19 protein-coding genes and 4 tRNA genes are annotated in these 14497 nt (G+C 44.9%); 7 read left to right on the forward strand and 16 right to left on the reverse strand.

Annotated features, from left to right (window positions below):
- Genes LJ740_RS01805 through LJ740_RS01820 form a run of 4 tightly spaced genes read right to left on the reverse strand, consistent with a single transcriptional unit; the run spans nt 1 to nt 1838 of the window.
- Entirely contained in the window at nt 1-333 is a 333-nt protein-coding gene (locus tag LJ740_RS01805; RefSeq protein WP_229527338.1) for a hypothetical protein, read from the reverse strand.
- Complete coding sequence (locus LJ740_RS01810) at nt 318-1415, reverse strand: replication initiation factor domain-containing protein (protein ID WP_229527339.1); 1098 nt, start codon at nt 1413-1415, stop codon at nt 318-320. Before LJ740_RS01810 ends, LJ740_RS01805 begins: the two co-directional genes overlap by 16 nt.
- Nucleotides 1408-1608 (reverse strand): hypothetical protein, encoded by a 201-nt coding sequence (locus tag LJ740_RS01815; RefSeq protein ID WP_229527340.1) that lies wholly within the window; start codon nt 1606-1608, stop codon nt 1408-1410. The genes LJ740_RS01810 and LJ740_RS01815 overlap by 8 nt, the downstream gene beginning before the upstream one ends.
- Nucleotides 1605-1838: a regulatory phage cox family protein gene (locus tag LJ740_RS01820; RefSeq protein ID WP_229527341.1), complete on the reverse strand. Its 234-nt coding sequence runs from the start codon at nt 1836-1838 to the stop codon at nt 1605-1607. Before LJ740_RS01820 ends, LJ740_RS01815 begins: the two co-directional genes overlap by 4 nt.
- 110 nt (nt 1839-1948) lie before the next feature.
- On the opposite strand from LJ740_RS01820, the gene LJ740_RS01825 reads away from it, so the two are divergent.
- Nucleotides 1949-2365, forward strand: coding sequence for a helix-turn-helix domain-containing protein (locus tag LJ740_RS01825; protein WP_229527342.1), 417 nt, complete (start codon nt 1949-1951; stop codon nt 2363-2365).
- Nucleotides 2366-3025: 660 nt separating this feature from the next.
- On the opposite strand, the gene LJ740_RS01830 is transcribed toward LJ740_RS01825, so the two are convergent.
- Complete coding sequence (locus LJ740_RS01830) at nt 3026-3199, reverse strand: hypothetical protein (protein WP_229527343.1); 174 nt, start codon at nt 3197-3199, stop codon at nt 3026-3028.
- A 119-nt stretch (nt 3200-3318) separates the two neighbouring features.
- On the opposite strand from LJ740_RS01830, the gene LJ740_RS01835 reads away from it, so the two are divergent.
- Nucleotides 3319-4329, forward strand: coding sequence for a phage integrase (locus LJ740_RS01835; RefSeq protein WP_229527344.1), 1011 nt, complete (start codon nt 3319-3321; stop codon nt 4327-4329).
- Nucleotides 4330-4416: 87 nt separating this feature from the next.
- On the opposite strand, the gene LJ740_RS01840 is transcribed toward LJ740_RS01835, so the two are convergent.
- The 7 genes from LJ740_RS01840 to LJ740_RS01870 form a co-directional block, all read right to left on the reverse strand.
- Nucleotides 4417-4503 (reverse strand) — tRNA-Leu (locus tag LJ740_RS01840).
- Nucleotides 4504-4545: 42 nt separating this feature from the next.
- A tRNA-Cys gene (locus LJ740_RS01845) sits at nt 4546-4619 on the reverse strand.
- A 6-nt stretch (nt 4620-4625) separates the two neighbouring features.
- Nucleotides 4626-4701, reverse strand: a tRNA-Gly gene (locus tag LJ740_RS01850).
- Nucleotides 4702-4864: 163 nt separating this feature from the next.
- Nucleotides 4865-5419, reverse strand: a complete 555-nt coding sequence (gene pgsA, locus LJ740_RS01855) for a CDP-diacylglycerol--glycerol-3-phosphate 3-phosphatidyltransferase (protein WP_229527345.1) — start codon at nt 5417-5419, stop codon at nt 4865-4867.
- A 32-nt stretch (nt 5420-5451) separates the two neighbouring features.
- The gene (gene uvrC / locus LJ740_RS01860) at nt 5452-7299 is read right to left on the reverse strand and encodes an excinuclease ABC subunit UvrC (protein WP_229527346.1); all 1848 of its coding nucleotides are present in this window, start codon (nt 7297-7299) and stop codon (nt 5452-5454) included.
- A gap of 5 nt (nt 7300-7304) precedes the next feature.
- Nucleotides 7305-7949: a UvrY/SirA/GacA family response regulator transcription factor gene (gene uvrY, locus LJ740_RS01865; RefSeq protein WP_229527347.1), complete on the reverse strand. Its 645-nt coding sequence runs from the start codon at nt 7947-7949 to the stop codon at nt 7305-7307.
- Between the two features lie 629 nt (nt 7950-8578).
- A tRNA-Ser gene (locus LJ740_RS01870) sits at nt 8579-8670 on the reverse strand.
- Nucleotides 8671-9231: 561 nt separating this feature from the next.
- Between LJ740_RS01870 and LJ740_RS01875 the strand changes: the two genes are divergently transcribed.
- The 5 genes from LJ740_RS01875 to LJ740_RS01895 all read left to right on the forward strand — a co-directional run bounded on the left by LJ740_RS01875 (nt 9232) and on the right by LJ740_RS01895 (nt 11339).
- The gene (locus LJ740_RS01875) at nt 9232-9900 is read left to right on the forward strand and encodes a Bax inhibitor-1/YccA family protein (RefSeq protein WP_229527348.1); all 669 of its coding nucleotides are present in this window, start codon (nt 9232-9234) and stop codon (nt 9898-9900) included.
- An 84-nt stretch (nt 9901-9984) separates the two neighbouring features.
- Nucleotides 9985-10365 (forward strand): sulfurtransferase complex subunit TusD, encoded by a 381-nt coding sequence (tusD, locus tag LJ740_RS01880; RefSeq protein ID WP_229527349.1) that lies wholly within the window; start codon nt 9985-9987, stop codon nt 10363-10365.
- Between the two features lies 1 nt (nt 10366).
- Nucleotides 10367-10723 carry a DsrE family protein gene (locus LJ740_RS01885; RefSeq protein WP_229527350.1) on the forward strand — a complete coding sequence of 119 codons (357 nt, stop codon included), beginning with the start codon at nt 10367-10369 and terminating at the stop codon, nt 10721-10723.
- Nucleotides 10720-10989, forward strand: coding sequence for a DsrH/TusB family sulfur relay protein (locus LJ740_RS01890; RefSeq protein WP_229527351.1), 270 nt, complete (start codon nt 10720-10722; stop codon nt 10987-10989). The genes LJ740_RS01885 and LJ740_RS01890 overlap by 4 nt, the downstream gene beginning before the upstream one ends.
- An 11-nt stretch (nt 10990-11000) precedes the next feature.
- Entirely contained in the window at nt 11001-11339 is a 339-nt protein-coding gene (locus LJ740_RS01895) for a TusE/DsrC/DsvC family sulfur relay protein (RefSeq protein WP_229527352.1), read from the forward strand.
- 1 nt (nt 11340) lies between these two features.
- On the opposite strand, the gene LJ740_RS01900 is transcribed toward LJ740_RS01895, so the two are convergent.
- Genes LJ740_RS01900 through LJ740_RS01915 form a run of 4 tightly spaced genes read right to left on the reverse strand, consistent with a single transcriptional unit; the run spans nt 11341 to nt 14489 of the window.
- The gene (locus tag LJ740_RS01900) at nt 11341-11478 is read right to left on the reverse strand and encodes a hypothetical protein (RefSeq protein WP_229527353.1); all 138 of its coding nucleotides are present in this window, start codon (nt 11476-11478) and stop codon (nt 11341-11343) included.
- Nucleotides 11479-11527: 49 nt separating this feature from the next.
- A complete protein-coding gene (gene serS / locus LJ740_RS01905) occupies nt 11528-12823 on the reverse strand; it encodes a serine--tRNA ligase (RefSeq protein WP_229527354.1) in 1296 nt (431 codons plus the stop codon).
- A 9-nt stretch (nt 12824-12832) separates the two neighbouring features.
- Nucleotides 12833-13213: a fluoride efflux transporter CrcB gene (crcB, locus tag LJ740_RS01910; RefSeq protein WP_229527355.1), complete on the reverse strand. Its 381-nt coding sequence runs from the start codon at nt 13211-13213 to the stop codon at nt 12833-12835.
- Complete coding sequence (locus LJ740_RS01915) at nt 13206-14489, reverse strand: replication-associated recombination protein A (RefSeq protein WP_229527356.1); 1284 nt, start codon at nt 14487-14489, stop codon at nt 13206-13208. Before LJ740_RS01915 ends, crcB begins: the two co-directional genes overlap by 8 nt.
- Nucleotides 14490-14497: the final 8 nt, after the last annotated feature.

A 14497-nucleotide genomic window follows, 5' to 3' on the forward strand; every position in this document is an offset into this window, starting at 1 on the left:
TTACGCGTCCTTCTTAGGGGCCTGATGCTGTCTGACTGGCTCAGCACCAACAACCATGTTTTTCATGGGGTTTTCCGGGTCAGGCTCCAGTTGAACGTCCATGTGCGCGGGGTGTGCGTTGCCAAGGAACTCTTCAATCAGTTTCGGGTCAGCCTTGACCTTAAAGCCGCTTTGTTTTTCGTCTGCATGAAAGCCAGCGACGCGCTTCTCGCCGTTCTCGGTTTTCCATGGTCTTAGTGGTGTACAGCAATAGAGCGTGGCTATTTCGTAGGGTTTGCCGTTACTTTTGCCTGTGCCTTTTGAATGTTCAAATCCGGTTACGAATAATTGCATGGTTTTACTTCCTCAAGTGGTCTTAAATCAAAGTTAAGTAAGTGTTTATAGGTATCCGGCAGGCTGAATTTCCCACCGGTTTCGCGGGCGATAATGGTGTATGCACGTTCAATATCCCCGTTGAAGTGTTCGGCAACGTCTGTAAGAAGTTTGCCGACTTGCCTGCGCGCCCAGCGGATTTTTCCGGCAAATTCCAGACGGGTTTTTACCTGGGCTAACCGGACGCGTTGCAATCTGTCTGCTGAAATCTGTTCTTTGTAGGAAGCGGAAAAGGCACAAAGGGCAGCGAAGGCTGCGGGAAGGTCTTCCAGTACGGCGACCGAGACTTTTTTAAGTTCAACTTCGGTTCTGTACCATGTCTTGCCGGGTACGCCCTGCTCTAACGATTTATCATAGATGCGCCAGTAAACAGGGCTTTTGCGGCTTCCCACGTAAACGGTATCACCGAACAGTTCTTTGCTGGTGCGGGGGCGTCTGATATCCAGTTGCGGGGTTCTCCCGCCTTTGGGGTTGTTAAAGCCGTTGTCAGCGTAGGCGCTTTCAGCGTATTTAGTGCCGAAATTACCGGTGAAATCATCATAGGCAATGTCGATACGGGAAAGCCTGATAATGCTTAAAACTTTAGAGAGCCAGAAATGCAGTACAAAGGGGCGGATTTTGGCAAAGGTGTGCTGACAACCGGTGCCGGATATCTGAATGTATACAGTATCGTTGTTGCCACCATAGGCCAGAAATCCGACTTCAATTTTTCCGGTTGGGTCGTACAGACGTCTTGACTCGTTGTAACCGTGCAGGCCTTTATTGCGCGGATGGCCGACTTTGAGATTGAGAATTTTTTCAATGAACTGGTGGCAGCGCTGGTAGCAGACTTCCCTGAATTTGGCCTGATAGTCCCGAATCAGGGCTTCTTTCGCCTCCTGAGTTTTGGCTTTTCTGAAAAGCGGTTGCGGGAGTCTGACCCACTGGTTGCGTTTTGTGCTTTCCTTACCTGCCCGGTTCAGGTGGCGAAAGTCGGCAACCGGCACAGTAAACGCCAGGTGGTCAACAAACAAGGTGTCGTGAAGTTTCCATTCTTTATTCATCGAACACCCCCGCCTTGCACAGTTCAGGGTAATTCTTCGGGGTGATTTCAGTTAACTGGTATTGGGTGCCGTATTCGCTGGTTAAGAAGTCCCGCAATTCCGACATAGAGTTAAACCATTCATTACGACACGGCCAGTCTGAACATGTGGCGTTCACACCTGCTCCGTCATTGTCGTAATAGATGGTAATCATCTGAGAACACCCGAGCTTTGCATACTCAATAGTTGCTGACGAAACTTGACCATATTCACATAGCGCTTGCCCGCTTGTTTCAATTGAATATATGGAATTAAGCCCCTATCCATATCATGGGAAACAGCTTTAATAGTCTTGCCCATCATCTCTGAAAAACGCTCAGGCGTTGCTATCGGGTCACCACCCAAAGCAAGCAATTCGTCAATTGATAGATCTGCACTTTCCATTTTTGTGATAGCCTTACGACCAGAATGGTAAATTTTTAGATGGGGTTATTGTGAATATCACATTTGTGACAGTCAATATCACAATGTGTATATTTTAATATCATTTTGTTATGGATCTAGATTATAGCGGAATATTTGAAAGGTTATGCAAAATTTCAGGAACTAATAGCGCTTCTGGCCTTGCAAAAATAGCCGGGAAAGCTCCCAATGCATCAACACGGTGGACGGAGAAAGGCAAGGTTACAAAAATACCAATGGACGTTTGCGTAAAGATTGCGATTCTTTTCGACGTATCCATTGATTATATTGTTTTTGGTACAGAACCAATGGCTGAAAAATCAAAGGTTGATAAAGCTTTCTATAAGGCAATGATGATGTTAATTGGTACGAGGTGCATGAAGAAGGGGGATAAATTCAACGAAGAGCTCATAAACTTGATAGGTGATTATTTCTACAAAACGTTGAACAACGATGACATAGAAGCAGAAATAGACTCAATGGAAAAATTAATCGACCTGTCTAAGTAGTTCATCCAACTTCTGGATCCTTTGGAAATTACTCATATCCTTTAATGTTCTGAATTCCCTACCCAGTTTCATATCCTTATAAGACTGCAACTCGATTATATCGGCAGTTTTATTCTTTTTGAATCCCTTCAAAAAGGTATAGCAATAAGTTAAAAGCCCTAAACAGCTAATTATTATCAGCGGGGCCACGAAAACTTCTATATCTAACAACATAATAAACCGAGTAAAGGAAAATGCTAATGTTCATTGACGGTATAGCATAAGTGTAAATAAAGGTAAATATATGACTCTTGAACGTATAGGAGTCTATTAAAGCATAAGTATGGATTATCATCAGGCCAAAATAAGTGACCGATATCATTCTAAATAAACGCGAAATCTCATAACCTCTATCTCGGTGAATTATGGATAATAACATTATGTATAAAAGATGACACAGTAACCAAAAAGGGTGCCATATCAAAGACGCGAATTCGCTATGGATCATAACAAAACTGATTAATGGGTCTCTGATAAAAGACATGAAATATTCCAATGGGATAATAGCGGTTAATGACAGAGAGTCACTTGAAAAAGGACCTGTTGATATAAGGTAGAAGAATGCGAAGGTATAAAAAAATACCAACGCATCATCAATTGCAAAAAATAAAGAAAAATCCATCAATCAGTTGGTGGTTTCCAGCCGCCACCACTTCCCCTTGTTTCAAAGCAAATGCCGAAGATACAAAAAGTGTTAGTTGTCACAAGGTCACTTCCCTTTTCTTCCGCACTTGCAAAAACTGCAAAAAAACACGCTATAAGCGCTGATAGTAATAAATATTTTGACTTTTTCATAGTTAAACCCTTTAAACGTTACGATTATATTTTTTACCCTTTCAATATCAACAACTTAGATATAGGGTGTTTATAGGGTACACTTTATTCAAAATGTAAGGTTGAGGTTTTTTGTAATCATGGCAATTACTAAGAAAAGTGATGGTAAGTGGCTTTTAGATTTCTATCCGATAGGTAGAGCGGGACCGCAAATTAAACGAGTAAGAGATACCAAGTCTCAATGTTTAAGTTTGCAGAAAGAGATAATTGCACAGTATCAAAATGGTGAAGAATCGAAGAGCGCTGGAAAGCGTGATGTAAGAAAGTTAAGCGCCCTAATTGATGAATGGTGGAAGGCCAAAGGACAGTTTTTGAAATACAGCAAAGGACGCAAGCAAAAGCTTGATAACTTGTGTGTTGGGCTTAAGAACCCTGTAGCCTCAATAATGACTACAGAACAGCTTACAAATTATCGAGCCAAGAGAATAGAGGCTGGCATTAAGCCAAATACTGTAAATCGTGAACTTGATTACTTAAGGGCTGTTTTCAAATACCTGATTAAGACAGGTAAATGGCATCACAAGGACCCTGTTTCCCCCATTGAAAAAATCAAAGTCCCGGAAGGTACACTCACATATTTGACAAAAGAAGAGCAAGCGCGACTGATTAAGGCGTGTGAGGACTCCAACAATCGTCACTTATACCTAATAGTTTTAATCTGCTTGTCTACTGGTTCGCGTTGGAGTGAAGCTGAATCATTAAAGCGGGACCATGTTAAGAACAACGCAATTCAGTTTGGTAATACAAAATCCGGTAAGAGGCGAACCATACCAATCAGTGAGCAGCTTTTTAAGCTAATACGGGGGCATGAACCAGAAAACAAGTTTCGCTTGTTTGGTGGCGCTGTAGAAGCTTTCGAAAACGCATTAAGCAGAGCAAAAATAAACGTACCCAAGGGGCAGCTAACCCATGTGTTGCGCCACAGTTACGCAGTGCATTTTATGATGGCTGGAGGAAATATTGTAACGCTTCAAAGATGCCTGGGACATTCAACGATTATGACGACGGAAATATATTTGCAGTATGCGCCAGACCATCTTGAAAAAGTTGTTGAGTTGAATCCGGTTTCGCAGTTCGGTTTTATTGTGTAAGAAGAATGTAAGAGGTTTTTGTTTTGCTTTCTGAAAATTGATAATTGTAGGATTTGCTTAAGTTATTGATTTTATTGATGAATATAATGGTGCCCGGGGCCGGACTTGAACCGGCACGATCTTACGATCGAGGGATTTTAAATCCCTTGTGTCTACCAATTTCACCACCCGGGCTTAGGGGGTTAGTGCGATTGCACTATTGGATTTTCCAAATTATGGAGGCGGGTCCCGGAGTCGAACCGAGGTCCACGGATTTGCAATCCGCTGCATAGCCACTCTGCCAACCCGCCAGCATTTGGAGCGGGAAACGAGATTCGAACTCGCGACCCCAACCTTGGCAAGGTTGTGCTCTACCAGCTGAGCTATTCCCGCAAATACTTGCTACGTTTTAAGGATGTTTCAGTTGAGTGACAGCACCTCAAAACGTGGAGCAGGATTTTACAGTGAAGCGCCCTACTGTCAACAGAAAAAATGTTCTTTTTAAACTGACTGCTTGATTTTTGGCTTAAGTGCGTCATTTTCAAACAATTTCGCGTTATTTTGCGTATTTACGAATAGTCGTCCATGCGGCAACCGAATACTGGGCCATAGAATACACCGATAATACGGTGGCAACATAAAGCAAAATGTAGCCAAGAGTTACCCAGTACAAAACTTGGAATTCAGACAATAATCCGATTAGTGCCAACATTTGAGCCATGGTTTTTGCTTTACCCCAGAATGACACCTTTACCGTGTCAGACTCACCGTGCTTGGCCATCCACTCCCTTAACGAAGACACAAAGATCTCACGAGACATCAACAAAATAGCCGGAATAGTGATCCACAAAGTGCTATATGTATGCGTAATCATTAACAGCGCGGCTGCGACAATCAATTTATCGGCTACCGGGTCCAGGAATGCACCAAAACTGGTGGTTTGTTGTAGCTTTCTGGCCAGATAACCATCAAACCAGTCCGTGATTGCGGCTAACCAAAATATAAAGGCGCCGGCCTGATGTGCCCACTGCCAGTCCAGGTAGTAGACAACGACAAACACGGGGATGAGTAATACTCTAAAAAAAGTAAGCAGGTTGGGAATGGTGTACATTGAATTCCTGTAATCTTCTGTCTGTTTTGGTATCAGGCTGAACGGAGCCAGGCATGAATCTTTTCGGCTAATTCGCGGCTAACGCCCGGGACTTGCTCTAGTTGTTCTACGCTGGCGCCTAACACTTCCTGCAAACCACCCATATATCTTAACAGGCTTTGCCGGCGTTTAGCACCTACTCCTGGAATATCTTCCAGTTTTGAGCGTTTCTTTTCTTTCTGACGACGATTGCGGTGCCCTGCAATGGCAAACCGGTGTGATTCGTCGCGGATGTGCTGGATCAGATGTAGGGCGATGGAATCTGCCTCCAGCGGAATGGTCTCGTGGCTGCCTGCCATAATCAGGGTTTCCAGTCCCGGCTTGCGCGAAGTCCCTTTTGCCACACCAATCAATTGTGGTGTTTTATCTCCCTGCCAGTCTTCAAAAAAGGCCTCGGCCTGGGCTAACTGACCTTTACCTCCGTCAATAAACAAGATATCCGGAATTTTGGCGGGATCTGAGCCGGGCTTAAATCGCCTTTTGAGGGCCTGGGCCATAGCGGCATAATCATCACCAGGGGTAATTCCTTCGATGTTGTAACGACGGTAGTCGTTCTTAAAAGGCCCTTCGCGATTAAACACCACACAGGAGGCCACGGTTTGCTGGCCCGAAGTGTGGGATATATCGAAACATTCCATTCGCTGAATGGGCTTTTGCCATTCCAGCACCTTTTCCAACTCAAGATAGCGAGCGTGAATCGATTTTTGTTGCGATAACAAGGTGGTTAAAGTGGTTTCGGCATTGGTGGTGGCCAGCTCCAGGTAGCGCTTTTTCTCGTCTCTGAGTCCCTGGTAAAAAGTCACCTTGCGCCCTGCTTCCTGACTTAAGGCTTTTTCCAGGGCGTCTTTGTCTTCGAGTTTAAATGGCAAAACCACCTGGCTGGGAATGCTTTTTCCGCCAGACAAATAGTATTGCACCACAAAAGACTCCAATACTTCGTTGAGCTCGGAATTAGCAGGTACCTTAGGCGTAAAGCTTTTGTTGCCCAGTAATTTATTATCCCGGATGAAAAAGCCTTGAATACAGGCGGTACCATTGCGATAGGACAAACCAAATACGTCCATTTCTTCCTGCGAGCCGCTAACCCATTGCTGCTCCTGAATGCGGTTTAATATAGTGATTTGATCGCGATGAACCGCTGCCTGCTCAAAGTTCAGCGACTGACTGGCGCTTTCCATTTTATCTGCCAAAGAAGCGATAACGTCTTTGCTTTTGCCCTTTAAAAACATGCGCGCTAAATCTACCTGGTCCTGATATTCAGGATCGGAGACATAGCCGGGCACACAGGGAGCTGAACAACGCTTAAGCTGATACTGCAGGCATGGTCTGGAGCGGGCGCGATAATAACTGTCTTCGCATTGGCGCACCGGAAAGATCTTTTGCATCAGGCGCAAGCTTTCCCGCACAGACCAGGCACTTGGATACGGCCCGAAGTATTCACCGCCCTTCTCTCTTTTAGTGCCGCGAAAAATGCTCAGTCTGGGGTGTTTATGACCAGACAGGTGAATATAGGGATAGGATTTATCATCCCGCAGCAATACGTTGTAGCGGGGTTTGTACTTTTTTATAAAGTTATTTTCCAGTATGAAGGCTTCGGTTTCTGAATGCGTTACCGTCACATCCATATTGGCTATATTCTTCACTAAGGAAATGGTTTTTACGCTATCCAGATTAGTCTTAAAGTAACTGGATACCCGCTTTTTCAGATTCTTGGCTTTGCCCACATAAATCACATCCCCTTTGTCGTTATACATGCGATAAACGCCGGGTTGCTGGGTGAGATTTTTGAGAAATGCACCAGAGTCAAACGAATTACTCTGGCTTTCTTCCTTGTCTGACATGCGAATTAAAGGTTATCAGATTTTATCAGGTGATGACGTAATGCAAGGTGAGTGAGTTCGACATCGGAGCTGACATTGAGCTTTTCAAACATTCTGTAACGATAGGTATTGACTGTTTTAGCACTGATATTCAATTGCACCGCAATATCCGGAACTTTGGTGCCTTTGGTGATCATGATCATGATTTGCAGCTCACGCTCAGACAGCGACTTAAAGGGATCATCTTCATTCAGATCCAACTGACCCAACGCGATTTGTTGCGCTATCTCGGGTGCAATGTACTTCTGGCCCCGTGCCACTTTCTGAATAGCAATGATCATTTCCTGGGGATCGGCATCTTTGGTGAGGTAGCCAAACGCTCCCATCTGCATCACTTTTGCAGGAAATGGGTTTTCTTTATGTACTGACAGCGCCACAACTTTGATGTCTTCATTGATACGCAATATTTGCTTGGTGGCTTCAAGCCCGCCTATACCCGGCATGCTCATGTCCATCAATACAATATCCGGTGGATCTTTACGGCACAGTTTAACTGCCGCCTCACCACTTTGAGCTTCGGCTATTACATTGAATCCTTCAACATCATCCAAAATTCGGCGAATTCCAGTTCTGACCAGGTCATGATCATCAACTAACAGAAGTTTTATCAATCTAGTAGCTCCACTCTAACATCAGGAAGTCTCTTCTTGTTTTGCACAATACAACAATAGAATTTAATCAACAGACCGCCATTGGGCAAGTAAAAATATCCAAATTAGTCAATGACAGCCTGAGCCTGCAGCAATTTTCGAAATATTTGACCATTTATTCAACAATCTGAACCGGTTAACGGTAAAATCCGGAACTCAATCGGTTCCACCCCTTAATGGTATCGGGTAAGCCAACACCGTAATTAACTGCCTTGCATTGCTCAAAACTACAACGGATCACCCAGCGGTCCGGACAGGTTTTGGACTGCATAGGTAACATAGCTTTACAGCCACATCGACATTTCTTGATTTTTTCCATTGATTAAAAAGGTATTTTTTGTGAAACGGTAGCGGTTGGGCGGGTTCAATTCAAGTTTAATCTGATCAAGCGAGGGTATTATCTTAGGAATGTATCTGTCCCGGCATAAATTACTCCCGGTCGGCTTCAAACAAGTAGAACCGTGACTAAAGATAAACCCCGGTGTTGGCATTTTGGTATTGTCAGGTTGAATCGGAATGATTCAGCAGTTGGTAGCTCTTTTTTAAGGCCCACAAAAAAAGCCGCACTAAAGTGCGGCTTTCTTCGAATTTGGCGGAGAGAGAGGGATTCGAACCCCCGGTGGGTTTAACCCCACGCCTGATTTCAAGTCAGGTGCATTCAACCGAGCTCTGCCATCTCTCCAAATTGTGGAGCGCATATTAATGATGTTATTTAGGGTTGTAAAGGGTTAATTTCCATTAATTTGTTCGACTGCCTTAACTTTAATCAAATTGACCAAATATTAAGAGTGTGTCGAGCTTTGCTGTACTAAATTTGTTCTATATATAAGCGCTTTAATCGCGGAACAGTCCTGCAGGCCTAGTGGTTCTAAGTCAAAGGACTGTGACAAAGAGTAAAGCGTTTATATGACGAACCCTTCGGGCAGCGCCTGTGTGCAATTTATACCGCGTTGAATGCTTTTGATTTATCCCTACATGGATGTAGGTGATTAGAATAACGCAGGAGCAGTTATCGAGAACCACTAGACCTTCAAGCATTCGCCTTGTCTAAATTGCACACAGACTGCTGCAAAATTGTACCGCAAAGTTCAACACACTCTCGCTAATCAGAAAAATTCGAATATCTGGTTACGCTTTTTCGACCTCTTTACAGTGAATTTTAGTTGAAAAATGTGGTCGAAACCCTAAAACTAGCGTTAGATAATAATATCTATTTTTTGCTGACTAACTACGGAGTTTAACGATGCAACAAAATTCAGTGTATTCTGCCAGTTCAAGGCCTTCAGTACTGGAGACCAATAAGGTTCTGCGTAATACCTACATGCTTCTTGGCCTGACACTTGTCTTCAGTGCCATTTGCGCCGGTATTACTATGGGCATGAATCTTTCACCAATGGCGGCTTTAGGCATGTCTATTGGTGCATTTGTGTGTCTCTTTATTGTTAACAAACAAGCAGATAAAGCTTCAGGCTTAGCCTGGATCTTTGTTTTCACCGGTTTATTAGGCGGCTCATTAGGGCCACTACTTAACGCCTATTCCGAATTACAGGGTGGTGGTGCGTTAATCATGCAGGCATTAGGTGCGACGGCATTAGTGTTTTTCGCACTGTCTGGTTATGTATTAACAACTAAGAAAGACTTCTCATTTATGGGCGGTTTTTTGATGGTAGGTTTAATTGTTGCCATCGTAGCCAGCATTGCCAATATCTTTATGGGTATTCCGGCGCTGTCTCTGGCAGTAAGTGCAGCGATTGTATTTATCATGTCTGGCCTGATCCTGTTTGATACCAGCCGTATTATTCACGGTGGTGAGACTAACTACATCAGAGCCACTGTGTCTTTATACCTGAACATCTACAACCTGTTCACCGCAATCCTGCACTTGCTGGGTGCGTTTGGTGGTGATGATTAATCTCTGATTTAATTGCAATCTTTTATAACACCCCGCTTTTGCGGGGTGTTTTGTTTTTACAGTGCGATAAAGTAAACTATCCGTATGAAAACATTCTTGATTTTAGTAACCAGCTCACCAACTGCCTCGGCTAATTGTTATTCCGCTTTACAATTCGCAAAAGCGGCAGCTGAGCAATCCTATAAGGTGGTGCTGTTCTTTTATGGCGAGGGTATTCACAACGCCAATGCTTTTATGCAACCACCCGGTGATGAGCTTAATCTTCACAAGCAATGGGCAGAACTGGCTCAGGACAGCAATGTGGAACTGATTGTGTGTGCTTCAGCTGCGATTAAACGTGGCGTTATTACCGAGGAAGATGCACAGCAAACAAACGCCTTTAACCTCAGTGCGCCCTTTCACGCTGGCGGCCTGGCAGAGTTCAGCCAGCTAAGCCAAACTGCTGAGCATTTTATACAGTTTTAATATGACCAAAAACATCGCTTTAGTTATTACTCAGCCGCCATTTGCCAACACCTCCGGGCAAGACGCCGTGGATATGGCAATGGTGTTGGGCACCTTTGAGATCCCCACCGCCTTGTTCTTTGTTTCAGGTGGCGTTCGGCAACTGGCATCCGTGAATACCACCGGTACCTCATTAAAAGATTTTACCAAAAGCTTTGCAGCATTGCCCTTTTACGACATTGATGACATTTATGCCAGTCAATTGGATTTGCAACGGCATAATATCAACCTGCAAGAGTTACCTGATTTTGTGCAGGTACTAACCCCGGCGGATCTGTCGCTGACACTTTCAGAATATCAACGAGTCATTCGATTTTGAGCACCCTACACCTGTTAACCAACAATGCCGGATTTGACTTGCTCAGTGAGCAGGCTTATCTGATTACGCCAGAAGATGCGCTGGTATTAATGGCTGAAGCCGTTTATCTGGCCAATGACAGTTTACCCCTGCAACAGAAAGTTTATGTGCTGCAAGAAGATATGCAGCTCAGAGGCATGGCGTTGCGCAGCACCAACCTGGAACAACTTAATTACCCGCAGTTAGTCGCGCTGACAGCACAATTTGACAGAACCCTGTCGTGGTAAGGAAAACATTAATGTCCGATACATTAGAATTTAATGGTAAAAGCATTCCGTTGGACAAAAACGGGTATTTACAAAACGTTGAAGATTGGGACGCGGACATGGTGCCGCTGTTAGCGGAATCTGAAAATATCCAGTTAACTGACAGTCACTGGGAAGTAGTCTGGTTTGTTCGCGAGTTTTATCTGGAATTTAATACCAGCCCGGCAATCAGAGCGCTGGTTAACGCCATGAAAAAGAAACTGGGGGAAGATAAAGGAAACAGCCGTTATCTGCATCGACTGTTCCCTAAAGGTGCAGCTAAACAAGCGACTAAGCTTGCCGGATTGCCAAAACCGGCTAAATGCCTGTGAGTTAGTTCTTTTGGCCCATGCCTTCGTTTACTGTCACGAATATTTCAAATCCGATGTAACCGATAAAACCTATGATGGCCAGAATACATAACCAGTATATCCACTTCATCATTTGTTTGAACTCACGACTTCTTGCCATAACGACCCCTGTGATACTTTTTATCCGATAACATTGTTATCGGATAGTATTACGCTACCGAAATTTTTTCCAGTCCACCCATGTAGCCTTGCAGCACTTTTGGAATAGCAACACTGCCATCAGCCTGTTGGTTGTTTTCCAAAATAGCCACCAGGGTACGACCTACCGCCAATCCGGAGCCATTTAGGGTATGAATTAGCTCAGGCTTTTGGTTGTCGGCGGCACGATAGCGAGCCTGCATCCGTCTGGCCTGGAAGTCGCCCATATTACTGCAGCTGGAAATCTCTCTGTAAGTGTTTTGCGCTGGCAGCCACACTTCTAAATCGTAGGTTTTGCAGCTGGCAAAGCCCATATCACCGGTGCACAACAGGACTTTACGATAAGGCAGTTCCAGTAACTGCAAAATCTTTTCAGCATGGCCGGTAAGTTCTTCCAGGGCTTCCATGGATTTAGCTGGCTCAACCAATTGCACCAATTCCACCTTATCAAACTGATGTTGTCTGATTAAGCCGCGGGTATCACGCCCATAGGAGCCTGCTTCACTTCTGAAACAGGGGGTATGTGCGGTCATTTTTACCGGTAATTGTTTAGCATCAAAAATAACATCTCTGGCAATGTTGGTCAGTGGCACTTCCGCAGTTGGGATCAGCGCCAGGCCTTGCCCTTCTTCGGTGGCCGGTTTGGTGTGAAACAAATCTTCACCAAATTTAGGCAATTGACCGGTGCCAAACAGCGACTCGTCGTTTACCAGCAAAGGAACGTAGCACTCTTCATAACCGTGCTCGGCGGTGTGAGTGTCCAACATAAACTGCGCCAGAGCGCGATGTAATCTGGCAATCTTACCGTTCATCACTACAAAGCGAGAACCGGTGAGTTTGGCTGCCGTTTCAAAATCGGCACCATTGTTCAACCCAGTTGCGAGATCCACATGATCTTTAACCTCGAAATCAAACGTTTTGGGTGTGCCCCATTTGCTGATTTCCTGGTTTTCGGTTTCGTCTTTACCTGCTGGCACGGCACTGTCAGGCACATTGGGTACAGATTGCGAAATCAGCTGAATTTCTTCCAGTAACGCACTTAATTCATGCTTAGCGGCATCTAATTCATCACCAAGCTTGCCCACTTCGGCCAGCAAAGGTTGAATATCCTCACCGGATGCTTTGGCTTTACCAATCGACTTGGAACGGACGTTGCGCTCATTTTGTAGTTCTTGTGTTTTTACCTGCAGTGATTTTCTTTTTTCTTCCAGTGCAGCTAACTTTTCAACGTCAAGTTTGAACCCGCGAGCCGCCAGCTTTTCGGCGGTATCTTGCAGATCCGTTCGCAACAATTTTGCATCCAACATGGTGTTTGATTAACCCTTAATAATATGTAGTCCTACCCAGGCAGCGCCCAGGCAACAACTGAGATTCAAAAATATATTCAGAATACCTTTCAGGTAGTGGCCTTGTTGCAAAAGCAATAAGCTGTCTACGGAAAAGGTAGAGAAAGTTGTAAAAGCCCCTAAAAACCCTATGGCGATTAACGTCCGCCAGGGAACAATTTCCAGGTGGCCATGCTCGGTCAGGCTGTAAACCCAGCCCAATAAAAATGACCCCACAACATTGACCAGCAGTGTACCAAAAGGAAACCCCTTGCCAAGCCATTGCAGCATGATTTGTGAGATAAAAAAGCGCAGTGACGCACCAAACGCCCCACCAACGGCCACCAACAGATAAATATTTAAACTACTCATAGCGTTTGTTGCTGCTGTTTTTATCCAGTTCGGCTAAATAATCCAGTTTTTCGCGGATTTGTTTTTCTAAGCCTCGGGGTTCAGGGAAATAAAACTTTTGGTCACTGAGTTCTTGTGGAAAGTAGTTTTCGCCCGCGGCGTAGGCATAATCTTCGTTGTGAGCATAGCGGTATTCCTGGCCATGACCTTGTTGTTTCGCAATCTTTGTAGGCGCGTTACGCAAGTGCACCGGTACTTCGGCATCGCCGGTTTCTGCGGCCAATTGCCGTGCTGCTTTAAAGGCTTTGTAAACCGCATTACTCTTGGCCGCACTGGCACAGTACACAGTCGCCTGGGCAATTGCCCTTTCGCCTTCAGCCGGGCCTACCCGATGAAAAATATCCCAGGCATTCACTACAATTTGTAGGGCGCGTGGATCGGCATTGCCAATATCCTCTGATGCAATGGCCAGCAGGCGGCGTGCTACATAAAGCGGCTCGCCTCCGGCTTCTAAAATACGACAGTACCAGTACAAAGCGGCGTCCGGGCTGGAGCCGCGCACTGATTTATGAAACGCCGAAATTAAATCGTAAAAGTGATCGCCCTGTTTGTCGAACTGGACCACCCGTCCCTCTACGGCATATTTGATCTCAACAGGTGTAATTTCAGCTTTGGCAACACTATGAGCCAGCTCTATACAGTTCAGAGCTCGCCTGGCATCACCGGACGCAAAATTACTCAACAGCACCAGCGCATCCTCGGTAATCGACGTATTTAGGTACCCCACAGCACGTGAGATAACCTGCTGGATTTCTGTTTTACTGAGCTTTTCCAGGATGTATAAACGCACCCGAGATAGCAGTGCCCGGTTAAGTTCAAACGCAGGGTTTTCGGTGGTGGCACCAATAAATACGATACTGCCGTCTTCGATATGCGGTAAAAACGCGTCCTGTTGGGACTTGTTAAAACGGTGAACTTCGTCCACAAATAAAATAGTTTTCTGATTAAACTGGGTTCGGTTCTGCTGTGCAGTTGCCACTGCTTCCCGGATATCCTTAATACCAGAGGTAACAGCGGATAGGCGTATCAATTGGGCGTCATTATGAGCGGCTACCATCTCAGCCATCGTGGTTTTACCCGTGCCTGGTGGTCCCCAAAAAACCATTGAATGCAGGTTACCCGCCTCCAATGCAGCGCGCAAAGGCATACCCTGACCAAGCAAATGAGACTGGCCAATATAATCAGTTAAAGATTTAGGTCTGAGTTGCGCCGCAAGCGGTGAACCTGATTGTTGCATGGTATTTG

Origin of the sequence: Planctobacterium marinum, from assembly GCF_020687805.1 — a bacterium.
Classification (GTDB): domain Bacteria; phylum Pseudomonadota; class Gammaproteobacteria; order Enterobacterales; family Alteromonadaceae; genus Planctobacterium; species Planctobacterium marinum.

Bases quoted from the DNA above. Each gene is read 5' to 3' on its own strand.
- LJ740_RS01805 (WP_229527338.1), bottom strand. From the start codon at position 333: ATGCAATTATTCGTAACCGGATTTGAACATTCAAAAGGCACAGGCAAA.
- LJ740_RS01810 (WP_229527339.1), bottom strand. From the start codon at position 1,415: ATGAATAAAGAATGGAAACTTCACGACACCTTGTTTGTTGACCACCTG.
- LJ740_RS01815 (WP_229527340.1), bottom strand. From the start codon at position 1,608: ATGATTACCATCTATTACGACAATGACGGAGCAGGTGTGAACGCCACA.
- LJ740_RS01820 (WP_229527341.1), bottom strand. From the start codon at position 1,838: ATGGAAAGTGCAGATCTATCAATTGACGAATTGCTTGCTTTGGGTGGT.
- LJ740_RS01825 (WP_229527342.1), top strand. From the start codon at position 1,949: ATGGATCTAGATTATAGCGGAATATTTGAAAGGTTATGCAAAATTTCA.
- LJ740_RS01830 (WP_229527343.1), bottom strand. From the start codon at position 3,199: ATGAAAAAGTCAAAATATTTATTACTATCAGCGCTTATAGCGTGTTTT.
- LJ740_RS01835 (WP_229527344.1), top strand. From the start codon at position 3,319: ATGGCAATTACTAAGAAAAGTGATGGTAAGTGGCTTTTAGATTTCTAT.
- pgsA (WP_229527345.1), bottom strand. From the start codon at position 5,419: ATGTACACCATTCCCAACCTGCTTACTTTTTTTAGAGTATTACTCATC.
- uvrC (WP_229527346.1), bottom strand. From the start codon at position 7,299: ATGTCAGACAAGGAAGAAAGCCAGAGTAATTCGTTTGACTCTGGTGCA.
- LJ740_RS01875 (WP_229527348.1), top strand. From the start codon at position 9,232: ATGCAACAAAATTCAGTGTATTCTGCCAGTTCAAGGCCTTCAGTACTG.
- tusD (WP_229527349.1), top strand. From the start codon at position 9,985: ATGAAAACATTCTTGATTTTAGTAACCAGCTCACCAACTGCCTCGGCT.
- LJ740_RS01885 (WP_229527350.1), top strand. From the start codon at position 10,367: ATGACCAAAAACATCGCTTTAGTTATTACTCAGCCGCCATTTGCCAAC.
- LJ740_RS01895 (WP_229527352.1), top strand. From the start codon at position 11,001: ATGTCCGATACATTAGAATTTAATGGTAAAAGCATTCCGTTGGACAAA.
- LJ740_RS01900 (WP_229527353.1), bottom strand. From the start codon at position 11,478: ATGGCAAGAAGTCGTGAGTTCAAACAAATGATGAAGTGGATATACTGG.
- serS (WP_229527354.1), bottom strand. From the start codon at position 12,823: ATGTTGGATGCAAAATTGTTGCGAACGGATCTGCAAGATACCGCCGAA.
- crcB (WP_229527355.1), bottom strand. From the start codon at position 13,213: ATGAGTAGTTTAAATATTTATCTGTTGGTGGCCGTTGGTGGGGCGTTT.
- LJ740_RS01915 (WP_229527356.1), bottom strand. From the start codon at position 14,489: ATGCAACAATCAGGTTCACCGCTTGCGGCGCAACTCAGACCTAAATCT.